The organism is Streptomyces sp. NPDC053750, from assembly GCF_044544295.1.
Lineage (GTDB): Bacteria > Actinomycetota > Actinomycetes > Streptomycetales > Streptomycetaceae > Streptomyces.
Genome location: NZ_JBITXB010000004.1, coordinates 610,522 through 626,078 on the forward strand (window position 1 = coordinate 610,522; position 15,557 = coordinate 626,078).

The following is a 15,557-nucleotide window of genomic DNA, read 5'->3' on the forward strand; positions in this document are numbered from 1 at the left end:
CTCTCCCAGCCGTCACCGTGCATCAGTGTCGCGGCTCCCAGCGGAACCACCGTCGTACAGCAAACACCGAGACCACGGTCCAGGCCACCGCCGTGGCCACGGCGCCCAGCGCCTCGGGGGCCGACAGGTCGCCGGTCCAGCCGCCGCGGACCAGGGTGACGACGGGCGTCAGCGGCAGCAGCTCGCAGACGGAGGCCAGCCGGTCGGGCAGCAGCTCCAGCGGCACGAACATGCCGGAGCCGAGCATCGAGACGAACATGAACGGCAGTGGCGTGACCTGCGCGCTCTCGCCGGTCCGGGTGAAGCTCGCGGTGACGGCCGCGAGCGCGGCGCACATCACGAGCCCCAGCAGCAGGCCGAGGACCGCCAGGTGAGGCGCGGACGGCGCCGACAGATCCAGGAGGACGGCGCAGCCCACCGCGAGCAGCAGGCACTGCAGGAGCCCGCAGAGGACGGCCGGCATCGCGGACCCGCTCAGGATCTCGACGTCCCGCAGCTCGCCGGTGCGCAGCCGCTTGAGGACGAGTTCCTCGCGCCGGACGACGAAGACGCCGACGAGCGCCGAGTAGACGGCGAACAGCAGGGAGAAACCGATCGCGGCGGGCAGCACGAGCGTGCCCGTGGTCAGTCCGGCCTCGGCGAGGTCCATCTCCTGGGCCGCCGACCGCACGCTCACCGGCAGCACCAGCGGCACGAACAGCGCGGCGAAGAGCGTGCCCTTGTTCCGCCCGAGCAGGGTCAGTTCGGCGCGGGCGAGGGCGGTCATGCGCCCCAACGGCGTGGTGACCGCGGCGTGCTTGGTGGTCGTGGCGCTCATGCCGCGTACTCCTTCGTCGTCGTGCCCTCGGCCGCCCTCGCGGAGGCCTCCTTCGCGATCCCCAGGAACGCCTCCTCCAGCGACGCCGACCGCACGTCCAGGCGGCGCAGCTCCACCCCGGCCTGTCCGGCCCACACGAGCAACTCGGTGGCGGCGCGCTGCAGTTCGCGGGTGCGCAGCCGGACGATCCGGCCGTCGACCTCGTGGTCGCTCACGCCCAGCTCGCCGAGCGGCGGCAGGTCGCCCACGAAGTAGCCCTCGGGCAGCTCGAAGGAGATCCGGGAGGGCTGTGCGGCGGTCACCTCGGCCGGGGTTCCGGTGGCGGCGATCCGTCCCTCGTGCATGATCGCGAGCCGGTCGGCGAGGTTCTCGGCCTCCTCCAGGTAGTGCGTGGTCAGCAGCACCGTCGTGCCGCGGTCGCGCAGCGCGCTCACCAACTCCCAGGTGTCCCGGCGGCCTTCCGCGTCCAGTCCGGTGCTGGGCTCGTCGAGGAAGAGCACCTCGGGGTCACCGAGCAGCGCGAGCGCCAGGTCGAGCCGGCGCCGCTGGCCCCCGGACAGCTGCTTCACGCGGGTGCCGGCCTTCGACTCCAGTCCGACCAGCGCCAGCACCTCCGCCGACGGGCGCGCCCCGCTCACACAACCCGCCCACATCCGCGCGGTCTCCGCGACGGTCAGCTCGGACGGGAAGCCGCCCTCCTGGAGCATCACGCCGGTGCGGGGGCGTACGGCGGCCCGCTCGGTGTACGGGTCGTGCCCGAGGACGCGCACCCGCCCGCCGGCCGGGGCGGCGAGGCCCTCCAGCAGCTCGACCGTCGATGTCTTGCCGGCGCCGTTGGTGCCCAGCAGCGCGAAGATCTCTCCGCGGCGCACGGAGAAGTCGATCCCCCGCACGGCCTCGAACCCGCCCCCGTACACACGTCGCAGGTCGGTGACCTCAATCACGTGTTCGTGTCCGTTTGATCGCATGCCTCGAGCATTCCGGCCCGACGGGAAGACCGACAGTGCGGGCCGTCATCGGCCGGCATGACAAATGTCAGAACGGAAGTCACCCGATCTGCTCTGCGTCGGACGCGCACGAAAAGACCCCGGTCCCTGAGGACCGGGGTCTGATTCCCGAGCGGACGACGAGGCTCGAACTCGCGACCTCAACCTTGGCAAGGTTGCGCTCTACCAACTGAGCTACGTCCGCATTGCCCCCGACCGGCCTTCACCGATCGGTGCGAGCACCAGCCTACCTGATCGACTTGCGTGATCGGTACGGCGATGCAGAGCGGGTGACAGGAATTGCACACTGCGCCTTCCCCCTGGAAGGGGGATGTTCTACTACTGAACTACACCCGCATGTTCCGTGAGCTGGGCTTTTCGGCCTGGCCCCTCGGCGTGCTCCAGACTTTAGCTGATCACCCGGGGTGCTGCGCAAGTCGGTTGCCGCGAGGGGCTCGTCGCGTGCGGCTCGTGGCCCACCGCTCATCGCGCGCGGCTCGTCGCCCACGGCTCACTGCGCCTCGGCGAACGCCTCGTAGACCTTCTTCGGGATCCGGCCCCGCGCGGGCACGTCCATCCTGTTCGCCTGGGCCCAGGCCCGGACCGCCGCCGGGTCGGGGGCGACCTCCGTCTGCCGGTACGCCTTGCCGGAGCGCGACCGCTTGCGGCCGGCCGACACGTACGGCTCGAGCGCCTTGCGCAGTTTCCGGGCATTGGCTTCGTTCAGGTCGATCTCGTACATCCGGCCGTCGACTCCGAAGGCGATCGTCTCCGCCGCTTCCGAGCCGTCGATGTCGTCAAAGAGAGTGACCACGACACGCTGCGCCACGAATATCGGTCCCTTCGTGCGGCATCTCCGCGATGACGTGCCCGAACGTGCCAAGACGCCGCGATGATGCCGACTGTTCGCCTGTAATTGGGCAAAGTATCGGCTAATGACATTTCATTTGTACAGGGCCCGGCATTGCAATGGGAAGCCCGACTAAATCTTCCCGCGTGTCCGTCGCGCAATAGGCGTCCAGCCCTGATCCGAGATCTTTCCCGAAGCTTTTCGTGACGGCCTCCCCCCGAGTCCGAATCGTGACAGGGCTCACGTACTTTCCTCCAAGGCTACGCGCGTAGAAATTTTGTACGGGTAGTCTGAAGGAACCTGCTCAGCACCACACACCGGGAGTGCCAGTGGCACGCGTCGTAGTCGACGTCATGCTCAAGCCGGAGATCCTCGACCCCCAGGGCCAGGCGGTGCAGCGCGCACTGCCGCGGCTGGGTTTCGAAGGGATCTCGGACGTCCGTCAGGGAAAGCGATTCGAACTGGAAGTGGACGGGCCGGTCGACGACGCCGCCCTCGCCCGCATCCATGATCTTGCGGAATCCTTCCTCGCCAACACCGTGATCGAGGACTTCACCGTCAAGGTCGAGTCCGAAGACGTAGTCGCGGGGGCCGCGAAGTGACCGCTCGTATTGGCGTCGTCACTTTCCCCGGCTCTCTCGACGACCGGGACACGCAGCGCGCGATCCGCGTCGCCGGCGCCGAACCCGTCGCCCTCTGGCACAAGGACAAGGACCTCAAGCAGGTCGACGCCGTGGTGCTCTGCGGTGGTTTCTCCTACGGCGACTATCTGCGCGCCGGCGCCATCGCGCGCTTCTCGCCGGTGATGGACACGGTCATCGACCAGGCCAAGGCCGGGCTCCCGGTCCTCGGCATCTGCAACGGCTTCCAGATCCTCACGGAGGCCCACCTGCTCCCCGGCGGCATGCTGGGCAACGACCACCTGCACTTCATCTGCCGCGACCAGAAGCTGCGGGTGGAGAACGCGGACACGTCCTGGACCAGCGACTACACCGCCGGCCAGGAGATCCACATCCCGCTGAAGAACATGGACGGGCGTTACGTCGCCGACCAGCGGACGCTGGACGAGCTGGAGGCCGAGGGCCGTGTCGCCTTCCGGTACATGGACTTCAACCCGAACGGCTCGCTCAACGACATCGCCGGCATCACCAACGCGGCGGGGAACGTCGTCGGCCTCATGCCGCACCCCGAGCACGCCGTCGAGCCGCTGATCGGCACCGGCCGCACCGACGGCCTCCCGTTCTTCACCTCGATCCTCAAGAAGCTGGTCAACGCATGAGCCGGACGCCTCTGGACACGGTCGAGCACGCGGCCGCGACCCCCGACGTCGAGCTGCCCTGGGCCGAACTCGGTCTGAAGAAGGACGAGTACGAGAGGGTCGTGGAGATCCTCGGCCGCCGCCCCACCGGCGCGGAGCTGGCCATGTACTCGGTGATGTGGTCCGAGCACTGCTCGTACAAGAGCAGCAAGGTCCACCTGCGCCAGTTCGGCGAGAAGGCCCCCGAGTCCGACGCGATGCTCGTCGGCATCGGCGAGAACGCCGGTGTCGTCGACGTCGGCCAGGGCTACGCGGTCACCTTCAAGGTCGAGTCGCACAACCACCCCTCCTACGTGGAGCCCTACCAGGGCGCGGCCACGGGTGTCGGCGGCATCGTCCGCGACATCATCGCGATGGGCGCCCGTCCGGTCGCGGTCGTGGACCCCCTGCGCTTCGGCGCCGCCGACCACCCCGACACCAAGCGCGTCCTCCCGGGCGTCGTCGCCGGCATCGGCGGCTACGGCAACTGCCTGGGTCTGCCCAACATCGGCGGCGAGGTCGTCTTCGACGCCTGCTACCAGGGCAACCCGCTGGTCAACGCCGGTGCCATCGGCGTCATGCGGCACGAGGACATCCACCTCGCCAAGGCGTCCGGCGCGGGCAACAAGGTCATCCTGTACGGCGCCCGCACCGGCGGCGACGGCATCGGCGGCGCGTCGATCCTCGCCTCGGAGACCTTCGACGACGCCAAGCCGTCCAAGCGCCCCGCCGTCCAGGTCGGCGACCCCTTTCAGGAGAAGCTCCTCATCGAGTGCACCCTGGAGGCCTTCGCCGAGAAGCTGGTCGTCGGCATCCAGGACCTGGGAGCCGCGGGCCTGTCCTGCGCGACCAGCGAACTGGCCTCCAACGGCTCCGGCGGCATGCGCGTCACCCTGGACGACGTCCCCCTGCGCGACTCCACCCTCTCGCCCGAGGAAATCCTCATGAGCGAGTCGCAGGAGCGCATGTGCGCGGTCGTGGAGCCGGGCAAGGTCGACCGCTTCCTGGAGATCTGCGAGAAGTGGGACGTCATCGCCACCGTCATCGGTGAGGTGACCGACGGCGACCGCCTGGAGATCTACTGGCACGGCGGCAAGATCGTCGACGTCGACCCGCGCACGGTCGCGCACGAGGGCCCGGTCTACGAGCGCCCGTACGCCCGCCCGGACTGGCAGGACGCCCTCCAGGCCGACGACGCGAACAAGCTGCCGCGCCCGCAGACCTCCGACGAGCTGAAGGACCAGGTCCTGAAGCTGGTCGGCTCGCCCAACCAGGCGTCCAAGAAGTGGATCACCCAGCAGTACGACCACTTCGTGCAGGGCAACACCGTCCTCGCCCAGCCCGAGGACTCCGGCATGATCCGCGTGGACGAGGAGACCGGCCTCGGCGTCGCCATCGCCACCGACGGCAACGGCCGCTACGCCAAGCTCGACCCGTACACGGGCGCGCAGCTGGCCCTGGCGGAGGCCTACCGCAACGTCGCCACGACCGGCGCGAAGCCCCTCGCGGTCTCCGACTGCCTGAACTTCGGCTCACCGGAGGACCCGGCGGTGATGTGGCAGTTCGCGGAGGCCGTGCGCGGCCTGGCCGACGGCTGCCGGCAGCTCGGCACCCCGGTGACCGGCGGCAACGTCTCGCTCTACAACCAGACGGGTGAGGCCGCCATCCACCCCACCCCGGTGGTCGCGGTCCTCGGCGTCATCGACGACGTGGCCCGCCGCACGCCGGTCGCCTTCCAGGAGGACGGCCACCTGCTGTACCTCCTCGGCGACACGCGTGAGGAGTTCGGCGGCTCGGCCTGGTCCCAGGTGATCCACGACCACCTCGGTGGCCTGCCCCCGAAGGTCGACCTGGAGCGCGAACGCCTCCTCGGCGAGATCCTGATCTCCGCCTCCCGCGACGGCATGATCGACTCCGCGCACGACCTGTCCGACGGCGGTCTGGTCCAGGCGGTCGTCGAGTCGGCGCTGCTCGGCGGCAAGGGCGCGCGTCTGGTCGTACCGGACGGTCTTGACGCCTTCACCTTCCTGTTCTCGGAGTCGGCGGGCCGTGCGGTCGTCGCCGTCCCGCGCTCGGAGGAAGTCCGCTTCAACGACATGTGCGGCGCCCGCGGCCTGCCCGCCACCCGCATCGGCGTGGTCGACGGCGACGCGGTCGAGGTCCAGGGCGAGTTCACGCTGCCCCTGACCGAGCTGCGCGAGACCCACGAGGGGACGATCCCGGGGCTGCTGGCGTAGCAGGCCCGCACGGCCGAGGCCCCGTCCGGTTCCGGACGGGGCCTCGGCGTTCTTCGTCGCTATCGCACGTAGTTCTTGAGGATCTCCGTGTCGAGTTCGATGCCGACGGGGTCCGGCAGGACCAGCGTCTCGCCGAACTTCGTGACGCGGGCGTCCCGGTAGCCGCCGACCTTCCGGTCCGGGCCGCTGTGCACCGTGACTGTGCAGTTGTCCCGGTCAATCAGTAGGTACAGGGGGATTCCCGCCTGTCCGTAGGCAGCCGGCTTCTCGTGTCGGTCCCGCCGGTCCGTGTCCGAGTCGTACGAGGTGACCTCAACGACCATGAGCGCCCCGGCTGGATCGGCCCATTCGCCGTATCCCGCGAAGTGGGCCTCGGGTACGAGCACGGCGTCCGGCCGGGCCCTGCTCTGCCGGTACGCGTCGACGCGGAGGCCTCGCGCATGGTAAAGGTCCAGGTCCGGCCGGGCCTGAATACAGCGCTTGGCCAGCCAGGACACGATGGTGTCGTGATCCCCGTCGGTCACTTGCTTGACCCCGATCCGTCCGTCAATGAACTCCAACGTGACGGTCTCGGGAGCGGCGGAAGCGATCGTTTCGAACTCGTCCACCGACATCTGAGACGTGTGCTCGGCCATAACCGTCATGTTGCACCTCCTTCCAGGCGCGGACCAGTGTTTCCGGGGTTCGGCGCCCCGGGGTGGTCTTTCCTGGCCAGACACACGTACGAGTGAGTGCCGCCCGCATAGGCTCACCCCATGCCCCCCGCCAGAAAACGCCCCCGCGCCTACGACCCCGCCCGTACCCGCGCCGCCGTGCTCGCCCAGTTCGGCAACGTACGGGCGGCGGTCCGCACCCTCACCCCCGAGCAACTCGGCCTGCCCACGCGGCTCGGGGACTGGACCGTGCGGGAGCTGGTCGCGCACGTCGGGATGGCGCTGACCGCCGTGGACCGGTTGCTCGGCGAGCCCGAGCCCGCGCGGCAGGACGGGCGGCTGCTCGACTGGCCGTTCGCCATCGCCGCCGACGCGGACGCCATCGCCGGCACCGCCCGCCGGCTGGCAGCCGAGCACCCCGACCTCGACGCCCACCTCGCCGAGGTCGAGCGGTGCTTCACCGAACGCCTCGACACCCACCCGGGCAGCAGGTTGCTGCCCACCAGCGCGGGCGCCCTTCCGCTGGCCGACTACGTGGTCACCCGCACCGTCGAGCTGGTCGTCCACACCGACGACCTGGCCGACGCCGTGCCCGGCCTCGACATCCCCTACGACCGGCAGGCTCTGGCCGCCGCCAGCCGGCTGCTGGCCGACGCGCTCGCCGTGAAGGCGCCCGGCGGTTCGACGGAGGTGCGGATCCCGCCGTACGCCGTCGTGCAGTGCGTCGAGGGGCCCCGGCACACCCGGGGCACCCCGCCCAACGTCGTCGAGACCGACCCGCTGACCTGGGTCCGGCTGGCGACCGGGAGGCTGGCCTGGAAGGACGCCGTGGCCGACGCGAAGGTGAGCGCGAGCGGGGAGCGGGCCGACCTCGGGGGCCTGCTGCCGCTGCTCAGGTGAACAGCGAAGGGGACCAGAGGGGAACCAGAGGGGAACCGGTTCCTCCGCGCCTTCGTCGAATCGGCATGTACAGGCAGAAGCAGCAGCGCAGCATGACCCTGACCGTGGCGGCCATGGCCGCGCTCGTCCCGCTCGCGACCGCCTGCGGCAGCGAGAAGGCGGACGGCGGCAGCGGCTCCGTCGGAGCGGGCGAACCCGTCACCGGCGTCCGGTGGAGCATCGACAGCGTCACCGTGGACGGCACCACCCACCGGGCGCCGGACACGGCACGGGTCCACATCACCGACCAGGGACACGCGGCCGGCAGCACCGGCTGCAACAGCTTCAGCGCCCGCGCCGACATCGACGGCGAGCGCATCCGGCTCAGCGACGCCATGTTCACCGAGAAGGCCTGCGAGAACACACCGGCCGACTACGAGAAGTCCCTCGGACGCACCCTCACCACCGAGCTCACCGCCGAGGCCGAGGGCGAACGCCTGACCCTCACCACCCCCGACGGCGACACCGTCCAGCTCAGCAGGGCGAAGGACGCCTCCCTGTACGGCACGAAGTGGACCGTCACCGCCCCGGGTCCCGCGGGCCGCGCCCACCTCACCTTCGACCCCGACGCGAAAACCGTCTCCGGCCGCCTCCCCTGCAACCACGTCAACGCCGAGGCCACCGTCCGCGACGGACATATCACCCTCGGCGCTCCGGCCACCACCCGAATGATGTGCGAAGGCTCACTCATGGACGCCGAGAAGCGGATGCTGCGCCTTTTCGAGGGCCGGGTCGACTACCGAATCGATCAGGAGACCCTCACGCTGACCAGCGAAGACGGCACCACCGTCCGAGCCGTCGCCGACCAGTGATCCACATCTGAGCCGGTATCCCCAATTCGGACCAGTGGTCGACCTCGCCTACACTCGGGAACGTGCCACGTGGTGACGGTCGACTCAATCACGATCTACTTCCCGGCGAGAAGGGCCCCCAGGACGCTTGCGGCGTCTTCGGTGTCTGGGCTCCGGGTGAAGAGGTCGCAAAGCTCACGTACTTCGGGCTCTACGCCCTCCAGCATCGGGGCCAGGAATCCGCGGGAATCGCGGTCAGCAACGGCTCCCAGATCCTCGTCTTCAAGGACATGGGCCTGGTTTCCCAGGTCTTCGACGAGACCTCTCTCGGTTCGCTCCAGGGTCATATCGCGGTCGGACACGCCCGCTACTCGACCACCGGCGCCTCCGTGTGGGAGAACGCCCAGCCGACGTTCCGTGCCACCGCGCAGGGCTCCATCGCGCTCGGGCACAACGGCAACCTCGTCAACACCGCCCAGCTCGCCGAGCTGGTCGCCGACCTGCCCAAGCAGGAAGGCCGCTCCACGCGGGTCGCGGCGACCAACGACACCGACCTGGTCACCGCGCTGCTCGCGGGCCAGGTCGACGACGACGGCAAGCCGCTGACCATCGAGGACGCGGCCGCCAAGGTGCTGCCCCAGGTGCGCGGCGCCTTCTCCCTCGTCTTCATGGACGAGCACACCCTGTACGCCGCCCGCGACCCGCAGGGCATCCGCCCGCTGGTCCTCGGCCGCCTCGAGCGCGGCTGGGTGGTCGCCTCGGAGTCCGCCGCCCTCGACATCTGCGGCGCCTCCTACGTCCGCGAGATCGAGCCGGGCGAGTTCGTCGCCATTGACGAGAACGGTCTGCGCACTTCCCGATTCGCGGAAGCGAAGCCCAAGGGCTGTGTCTTCGAGTACGTGTACCTGGCCCGCCCGGACACCGACATCGCCGGCCGGAACGTGTACCTCTCACGCGTCGAGATGGGCCGCAAGCTGGCCAAGGAGGCCCCCGCCGACGCCGACCTGGTCATAGCGACCCCGGAGTCCGGCACCCCCGCCGCGATCGGGTACGCCGAGGCCTCCGGCATCCCCTTCGGCAACGGCCTGGTGAAGAACGCCTACGTCGGCCGCACCTTCATCCAGCCCTCGCAGACCATCCGCCAGCTCGGCATCCGTCTGAAGCTGAACCCCCTGAAGGAAGTCATCAAGGGCAAGCGGCTGGTCGTCGTCGACGACTCCATCGTCCGCGGCAACACCCAGCGGGCCCTGGTCCGCATGCTCCGCGAGGCCGGCGCCGCCGAGGTCCACATCCGGATCTCCTCCCCGCCGGTGAAGTGGCCCTGCTTCTTCGGCATCGACTTCGCCACCCGCGCCGAGCTCATCGCCAACGGCATGAGCATCGACGAGATCGGCACCTCGCTGGGCGCCGACTCCCTGGCGTACATCTCCATCGACGGCATGATCGAGGCGACCACCATCGCCAAGCCGAACCTGTGCCGCGCCTGCTTCGACGGCGAGTACCCGATGGAGCTCCCCGACCCCGAGCTGCTCGGCAAGCAGCTCCTGGAGACCGAGCTGGCCGCCGGGCCCGCCGCGACGGCCGCCGCCGACGCCATCCGTCGCCCGTAGCGCCGCCCGCACCACCTGCCGTACGACACAAAGGTTCTCATCGTCATGTCTGACACAACTGGTGCCAGCTACGCAGCCGCGGGCGTCGACATCGAGGCGGGCGACCGCGCCGTCGAGCTCATGAAGGAGTGGGTGAAGAAGACGCAGCGCCCCGAGGTCCTCGGCGGCCTCGGCGGCTTCGCCGGCCTCTTCGACGCCTCCGCCCTCAAGAACTACGAGCGTCCGCTGCTCGCCTCCGCCACCGACGGCGTCGGCACCAAGGTCGACATCGCCCGTCGGCTGGGCGTCTACGACACCATCGGCCACGACCTGGTCGCCATGGTCATGGACGACATCGTGGTCTGCGGCGCCGAGCCGCTGTTCATGACCGACTACATCTGCGTCGGCAAGGTCCACCCCGAGCGTGTCGCCGCCATCGTCAAGGGCATCGCCGAGGGCTGTGTGCTGGCCGGGTGCGCCCTGGTCGGCGGCGAGACGGCCGAGCACCCGGGCCTGCTGGGCGAGGACGACTTCGACGTCGCCGGCGCCGGTACGGGCGTCGTGGAGGCCGACCGGCTGCTGGGCCCCGACCGCATCCGCAAGGGTGACGCGGTCGTCGCCATGGCCGCCTCCGGGCTTCACTCGAACGGGTACTCGCTCGTCCGCCACGTCCTGCTGAACGAGGCCGGTCTGTCGCTCGACGCCCACCTGGACGGCCTCGGCCGCACGCTGGGCGAGGAGCTCCTGGAGCCGACCAAGATCTACTCCCTGGACTGCCTGGCCCTCACCCGCACCACCGAGGTCCACGCCTTCAGCCACGTCACCGGAGGCGGCCTCGCCGCCAACCTGGCCCGTGTGATCCCCGACGGCCTGCACGCGACCGTCGACCGCTCCACCTGGACCCCGGGCGCGATCTTCGACCTGGTCGAGACGACCGGCAAGGTCGAGCGCCTGGAGCTGGAGAAGACCCTGAACATGGGTGTGGGCATGATCGCGATCGTGCCCGAGGAGTCGACGGACGTGGCACTGGCGACCCTGGCCGACCGCGGCGTGGACGCCTGGGTGGCCGGCGAGATCACCGACCGCGGCGACCACGGGACGGGCGCGGCGCTCGTCGGCGACTACGCCGCCTGAGCCGCTGCGGTACCCGCGGGTAGCACAGAACCCGGTCGGTGACCTGAGTCACCGACCGGGCGGGTGTTGCAGTGCGAGGTCAAGCGCCGCGACGTTGTTGTGAGGACTGGCCGTCCTCATCCTCGTCATCGTCCTCGTAAAGGTCGGCGTACCGTGCGTACACGTCGTCGTCCTGCTCATCGTCCTCGAATTGCTCGCCGTTCGGCGGTTGCGAATTCGACGGCGATGCGCCCAGCTCCTCGGCCAGGCGGGAGAGATCAGTCCCACCGCTGTTGTACTTCAGCTGGCGGGCGACCTTCGTCTGCTTGGCCTTGGCCCGGCCGCGCCCCATGGCTCGACCCCCTCAACGACGGGGCTCGACGGCCCCAGAGTCTTGACACGCGTTCATGGTCCGGAACGGGCTCTCCGTGGAGAGACCGGTCCGTAGGGCTTCCACGGTACCTGAGCCCACGCCCATACGGTACGTCGCCCGCAGGACGTGGCTACGCCCAGGACCTTCGAGGCGCCCTGTCCTCGCTGGTCAACGGCGATTTTAACCACCTTTCGACGGTCGACCCGCCGGGAGAAGTGAGAGTTCTCTCCAACTGCCCCCCGGCGGGTACCGGTCAAATCTTCGAGAACCCTTGCTCGAACAACATTCGAACAGAGTCGGGGTGCCGCCCGGTCAGCGCCGGGTGCGCGCCTCCGCCATCCGCTGCTCGGCGATCCGGTCGGCCGCGGCGGCCGGCGGAATACCGTCCTCCTTCGCACGTGCGAAGATGGCCAGCGTGGTGTCGTAGATCTTCGCGGCCTTCGCCTTGCACCGGTCGAAATCGAAGCCGTGCAGCTCGTCGGCGACCTGGATGACACCGCCGGCGTTCACCACGTAGTCCGGCGCGTAGAGGATCCCGCGGTCGGCGAGGTCCTTCTCCACGCCCGGGTGGGCGAGCTGGTTGTTGGCGGCACCGCAGACCACCCTGGCGGTCAGCACCGGCACGGTGTCGTCGTTCAGCGCGCCGCCGAGCGCGCAGGGGGCGTAGATGTCCAGGTTCTCGACCCGGATCAGCGCGTCGGTGTCGGCGACGGCGACCACCGAGGGGTGCCGCTCCGTGATGCCCCGGACGACGTCCTTGCGCACGTCGGTGACGACGACGTGCGCGCCCTCGGCCAGCAGGTGCTCGACCAGGTGGTGGCCGACCTTGCCGACGCCCGCGATGCCGACGGTGCGGTCGCGCAGCGACGGGTCGCCCCACAGGTGCTGGGCGGAGGCACGCATGCCCTGGTAGACGCCGAAGGCGGTGAGCACGGAGGAGTCCCCCGCGCCGCCGTTCTCGGGGGAGCGCCCGGTCGTCCAGCGGCACTCGCGGGCCACGACGTCCATGTCGGCGACGTAGGTGCCGACGTCGCAGGCGGTGACGTAGCGACCGCCGAGCGAGGCGACGAACCGGCCGTAGGCGAGGAGCAGCTCCTCCGACTTGATCTGCTCCGGGTCGCCGATGATCACGGCCTTGCCGCCGCCGTGGTCGAGACCGGCCATGGCGTTCTTGTACGACATCCCGCGCGCGAGGTTCAGCGCGTCGGCGACGGCCTCCGCCTCGTTCGCGTACGGATAGAAGCGCGTACCGCCGAGCGCGGGGCCCAGGGCGGTGGAGTGAAGGGCGATGACGGCCTTGAGACCGCTGGCGCGGTCCTGGCAGAGCACGACTTGCTCATGACCCCCCTGCTCCGAGTGGAACAGGGTGTGCAGTACATCAGCAGGTGCGCCGGTTACGTCGGTCACGGTGGTGACTCCTGTGTAGGTGCGGCGGGTGAGACCTGTCCCCGTGCGGGTGGCGGGGACTGTGGCACGAGATTAGAGCCTGCCGGGGTCCCCCCGCCGCACAGTGCTCAGGATCACCTCCGCACGGAGTACGGGCGTGCGACGATTTGCTGAGGTTCCCGCGCGTTTGTGATCGGTTCCGGCAGGTTTTCGGGGCGGTGCGCGGGGGAGGGAGCAGGCGTGCCCAAGGTGTCCTCGGTGATCGTCCCCTACGCGGCCTACCTGCGCGTGTACGAGCCGCTGACCGCCTTCCCCGAGCCGGAGCGCAGCCACTGGACGCGCTACGCCCGCCGCACCGACCTCCCCTCCTACCAGGACGAACTCCGCCGCTCCCTGGCCGACCTGCTGCCGACCCCACCGGTTCCCGTACCGGTGCACGAGAGCGCCGACGCCTTCGTGACCGAGGCCGACGGCGTGGTCTGCGTCTGCCCGTGGCGGACCCGGCTGCGCGGCTGGCAGGCCCTGGAGGAGCTGGCCGAGGACTTCCCGGAACCGGTCCTGAACGCGCTGCTCCCCCCGGTCGTGCGCCGCCAGAGCGCGCAGGACTACGAGCGCTGGCTAGAGCGCAACCCGGACGCGCGCCCCTGGATCCGCACCGCGACCTGGCAGGTGCCGATCAACTGGTTCGCGCTGGTCTCCGACGCGGAGCGGGAGTACGACAAGGGCGGCGCCGGCCCCGGGGCGCAGGCACCGGTCCTGCGCTACCGGACGCCGATGGTGCAGGCCCGCCGCCGGGTGGCCCGGGGCCTGAGGGCCCTGAAGGAGGCCATGGACGAGGGGCCGCTGATCGACGGCCTGGTGGACGTGGGGCGCTGGCTGGAGGAGTTCCACCCGCGCTCACTGGTGGAGCTCGACTACGGCGGGCTCGTGCACGCGCTGCCGCCCGGCGACCTGGAGGACGACCACTCCGCGGCGGACGTCGCCGAGGGCATCGAGGCGCTGCGCCACGGCGACGGGGCCACGGCGGGGGCGGCGTACGGGCGGCTGGTGGAGCGGTGGCGGTCGGTGCGGGACCGACGGTCGGCGAACTGACGTTTGACGTACCGCCCGTTTTGGGGTTTCGTCTTCCGACCTGACACTCGCCCCGGGTGTGGTGACGCCTGTGCTGATGCTTTGTCAACATGGGACGTAGGCCCTGATCCGGGCGTATGTGTCAAGCGTGACGGAACGCACGTTCATCACTCTTGCGCCGCTTCCCTCTCCTCATGCCAAAATAGGACAAGGAGCCCGGGGAGGGCTCCTTCCGTCCTGCTGTGATGCACTGTGGGCGGAATCTCCACATTGCACGCTTTTGGGGGGTCTGGTGGCTTCTGATCGTCCTGTGACTGATCGTCACAGTGGCGTGACTGTCCGCTATGGCACGGTCCATCGGCTTCCGTCGCTGATGAACACCTGGGAGGGCAATTCCATCGGTTTGGCCGACGCGGCTGGACAGATGGTGTAGTTGTAGTGCCGAGGACAAGCCGTTCGTCCTATAACCGACTCGACTCGCGTCCGCCATTTCGGGCAACGCGGGTCAAGGTGCAGAATTTAGAGGAAAGAACCGAGAAGGTTCGGTTCTCCCGAGGAGGCCGCTCATGACCGCTCGCACCCCTGATGCCGAGCCGCTGCTGACCCCGGCTGAGGTCGCCACCATGTTCCGCGTCGACCCGAAGACGGTCACGCGCTGGGCGAAGGCCGGCAAGCTCACGTCGATCCGCACGCTCGGCGGGCATCGCCGCTACCGCGAGGCCGAGGTCCGCGCTCTGCTCGCGGGCATCCCGCAGCAGCGCAGCGAGGCCTGAACAACTGAATAACCGGGCACAACGGCAGGTCCCCCAACCTGCCAGGCCGCCCGGAACCACAGCTCCACACGACGCGGGACCTGCCCCAACAGGCCCCCCGCCCACGCCGTTCGAACACGTCGGGTCACCGACAGGGTGCGTCGTCGATCGCGCTGGACTCCGCCGGGTCCAGCGCGATTTTTTTGTGTGCCCGTGCGTCCTGTGAGCGCCCTTGTCGGAGTCTGGGGAGGGCTGTCGGATCCGCTGTGTGCGACGGGTGGGAGGAGAGTGCAATTGCACATATTAAATTGACTCGTTGTAGGGGAGGCGTAAGTGCCACCGTTTCAAAAACTTATGCGGTGACACCCGTCACAGGACACGGAGCTTGTTGGCTCGGGCGTGTGTGCGCTAGAGGAAGCGCAGGTTCCACCAGGTCGGCGTGGCAAGGGCGTTGGGGTCGAAGGGGAGCCGGCAGGGAGTCGGCGGGGATCACCCGGTGGAGGCCGTCTCGGCCTCGACGCCCTCTTGACGGGCCGTCGGTGGCAGCAGGACAGAGGGGGCCGGCGGGGCCGGCGAGTCCAGTGCCAGCCGCAGCAGTCGGTGGCAGATCGGACAGTGGCGTGTCAGGTGGCGGTACGACAACGCGGCCGACAGATGCGCACGGAGCAGGGCCCGCGTCTCGTGCCTGACCGAAGCCGCCATA

At 69.6% G+C, this 15,557-nt stretch carries 16 protein-coding genes and 2 tRNA genes; 9 read left to right on the forward strand and 9 right to left on the reverse strand.

Going from position 1 to position 15,557, the window contains the following annotated elements; translation table 11 throughout:
• Nucleotides 1–22: 22 nt before the first annotated feature.
• The 5 genes from ACIGO6_RS15515 to ACIGO6_RS15535 form a co-directional block, all read right to left on the reverse strand.
• Nucleotides 23–817 (reverse strand): ABC transporter permease, encoded by a 795-nt coding sequence (locus tag ACIGO6_RS15515; RefSeq protein WP_399875764.1) that lies wholly within the window; start codon nt 815–817, stop codon nt 23–25.
• A complete protein-coding gene (locus ACIGO6_RS15520; protein ID WP_399875765.1) occupies nt 814–1,785 on the reverse strand; it encodes an ABC transporter ATP-binding protein in 972 nt (323 codons plus the stop codon). The genes ACIGO6_RS15515 and ACIGO6_RS15520 overlap by 4 nt, the downstream gene beginning before the upstream one ends.
• A gap of 150 nt (nt 1,786–1,935) precedes the next feature.
• Nucleotides 1,936–2,008, reverse strand: a tRNA-Gly gene (locus ACIGO6_RS15525).
• Nucleotides 2,009–2,088: 80 nt separating this feature from the next.
• A tRNA-Gly gene (locus ACIGO6_RS15530) sits at nt 2,089–2,160 on the reverse strand.
• A 154-nt stretch (nt 2,161–2,314) separates the two neighbouring features.
• Nucleotides 2,315–2,632 (reverse strand): Lsr2 family protein, encoded by a 318-nt coding sequence (locus ACIGO6_RS15535; RefSeq protein WP_127894179.1) that lies wholly within the window; start codon nt 2,630–2,632, stop codon nt 2,315–2,317.
• Between the two features lie 350 nt (nt 2,633–2,982).
• On the opposite strand from ACIGO6_RS15535, the gene purS reads away from it, so the two are divergent.
• Genes purS through purL form a run of 3 tightly spaced genes read left to right on the forward strand, consistent with a single transcriptional unit; the run spans nt 2,983 to nt 6,187 of the window.
• The gene (gene purS / locus ACIGO6_RS15540) at nt 2,983–3,255 is read left to right on the forward strand and encodes a phosphoribosylformylglycinamidine synthase subunit PurS (RefSeq protein ID WP_003974895.1); all 273 of its coding nucleotides are present in this window, start codon (nt 2,983–2,985) and stop codon (nt 3,253–3,255) included.
• Nucleotides 3,252–3,932: a phosphoribosylformylglycinamidine synthase subunit PurQ gene (gene purQ / locus ACIGO6_RS15545; RefSeq protein ID WP_399875768.1), complete on the forward strand. Its 681-nt coding sequence runs from the start codon at nt 3,252–3,254 to the stop codon at nt 3,930–3,932. The genes purS and purQ overlap by 4 nt, the downstream gene beginning before the upstream one ends.
• Nucleotides 3,929–6,187, forward strand: coding sequence for a phosphoribosylformylglycinamidine synthase subunit PurL (gene purL / locus ACIGO6_RS15550; protein WP_399875769.1), 2,259 nt, complete (start codon nt 3,929–3,931; stop codon nt 6,185–6,187). The genes purQ and purL overlap by 4 nt, the downstream gene beginning before the upstream one ends.
• A 59-nt stretch (nt 6,188–6,246) precedes the next feature.
• On the opposite strand, the gene ACIGO6_RS15555 is transcribed toward purL, so the two are convergent.
• A complete protein-coding gene (locus tag ACIGO6_RS15555) occupies nt 6,247–6,831 on the reverse strand; it encodes a Uma2 family endonuclease (RefSeq protein WP_399875771.1) in 585 nt (194 codons plus the stop codon).
• A 111-nt stretch (nt 6,832–6,942) separates the two neighbouring features.
• Here ACIGO6_RS15555 and ACIGO6_RS15560 point away from each other — a divergent pair, with 111 nt between their 5' ends.
• The 4 genes from ACIGO6_RS15560 to purM all read left to right on the forward strand — a co-directional run bounded on the left by ACIGO6_RS15560 (nt 6,943) and on the right by purM (nt 11,293).
• On the forward strand, nt 6,943–7,740 hold the full coding sequence (locus ACIGO6_RS15560) for a sterol carrier family protein (RefSeq protein WP_399875773.1): 798 nt from the start codon (nt 6,943–6,945) through the stop codon (nt 7,738–7,740).
• A 65-nt stretch (nt 7,741–7,805) separates the two neighbouring features.
• Nucleotides 7,806–8,591, forward strand: a complete 786-nt coding sequence (locus ACIGO6_RS15565) for an META domain-containing protein (protein WP_399875774.1) — start codon at nt 7,806–7,808, stop codon at nt 8,589–8,591.
• Between the two features lie 62 nt (nt 8,592–8,653).
• Nucleotides 8,654–10,180, forward strand: a complete 1,527-nt coding sequence (gene purF / locus ACIGO6_RS15570; protein ID WP_399875776.1) for an amidophosphoribosyltransferase — start codon at nt 8,654–8,656, stop codon at nt 10,178–10,180.
• 45 nt (nt 10,181–10,225) lie between these two features.
• Nucleotides 10,226–11,293 (forward strand): phosphoribosylformylglycinamidine cyclo-ligase, encoded by a 1,068-nt coding sequence (purM, locus tag ACIGO6_RS15575; protein ID WP_399875778.1) that lies wholly within the window; start codon nt 10,226–10,228, stop codon nt 11,291–11,293.
• A 79-nt stretch (nt 11,294–11,372) separates the two neighbouring features.
• Here purM and ACIGO6_RS15580 read toward each other — a convergent pair whose 3' ends face one another.
• Nucleotides 11,373–11,624, reverse strand: coding sequence for a DUF3073 domain-containing protein (locus tag ACIGO6_RS15580; protein WP_399875779.1), 252 nt, complete (start codon nt 11,622–11,624; stop codon nt 11,373–11,375).
• Between the two features lie 333 nt (nt 11,625–11,957).
• A complete protein-coding gene (locus tag ACIGO6_RS15585; RefSeq protein WP_399875780.1) occupies nt 11,958–13,052 on the reverse strand; it encodes a Leu/Phe/Val dehydrogenase in 1,095 nt (364 codons plus the stop codon).
• Nucleotides 13,053–13,271: 219 nt separating this feature from the next.
• Between ACIGO6_RS15585 and ACIGO6_RS15590 the strand changes: the two genes are divergently transcribed.
• Complete coding sequence (locus tag ACIGO6_RS15590) at nt 13,272–14,123, forward strand: hypothetical protein (protein WP_399875782.1); 852 nt, start codon at nt 13,272–13,274, stop codon at nt 14,121–14,123.
• 545 nt (nt 14,124–14,668) lie between these two features.
• Nucleotides 14,669–14,875 (forward strand): developmental transcriptional regulator BldC, encoded by a 207-nt coding sequence (gene bldC / locus ACIGO6_RS15595; RefSeq protein ID WP_003949541.1) that lies wholly within the window; start codon nt 14,669–14,671, stop codon nt 14,873–14,875.
• A 468-nt stretch (nt 14,876–15,343) separates the two neighbouring features.
• Here the strand turns inward: bldC and ACIGO6_RS15600 are convergent, their stop codons facing one another.
• Complete coding sequence (locus ACIGO6_RS15600) at nt 15,344–15,556, reverse strand: DUF6274 family protein (RefSeq protein WP_399875784.1); 213 nt, start codon at nt 15,554–15,556, stop codon at nt 15,344–15,346.
• Nucleotide 15,557 lies beyond the last annotated feature (1 nt).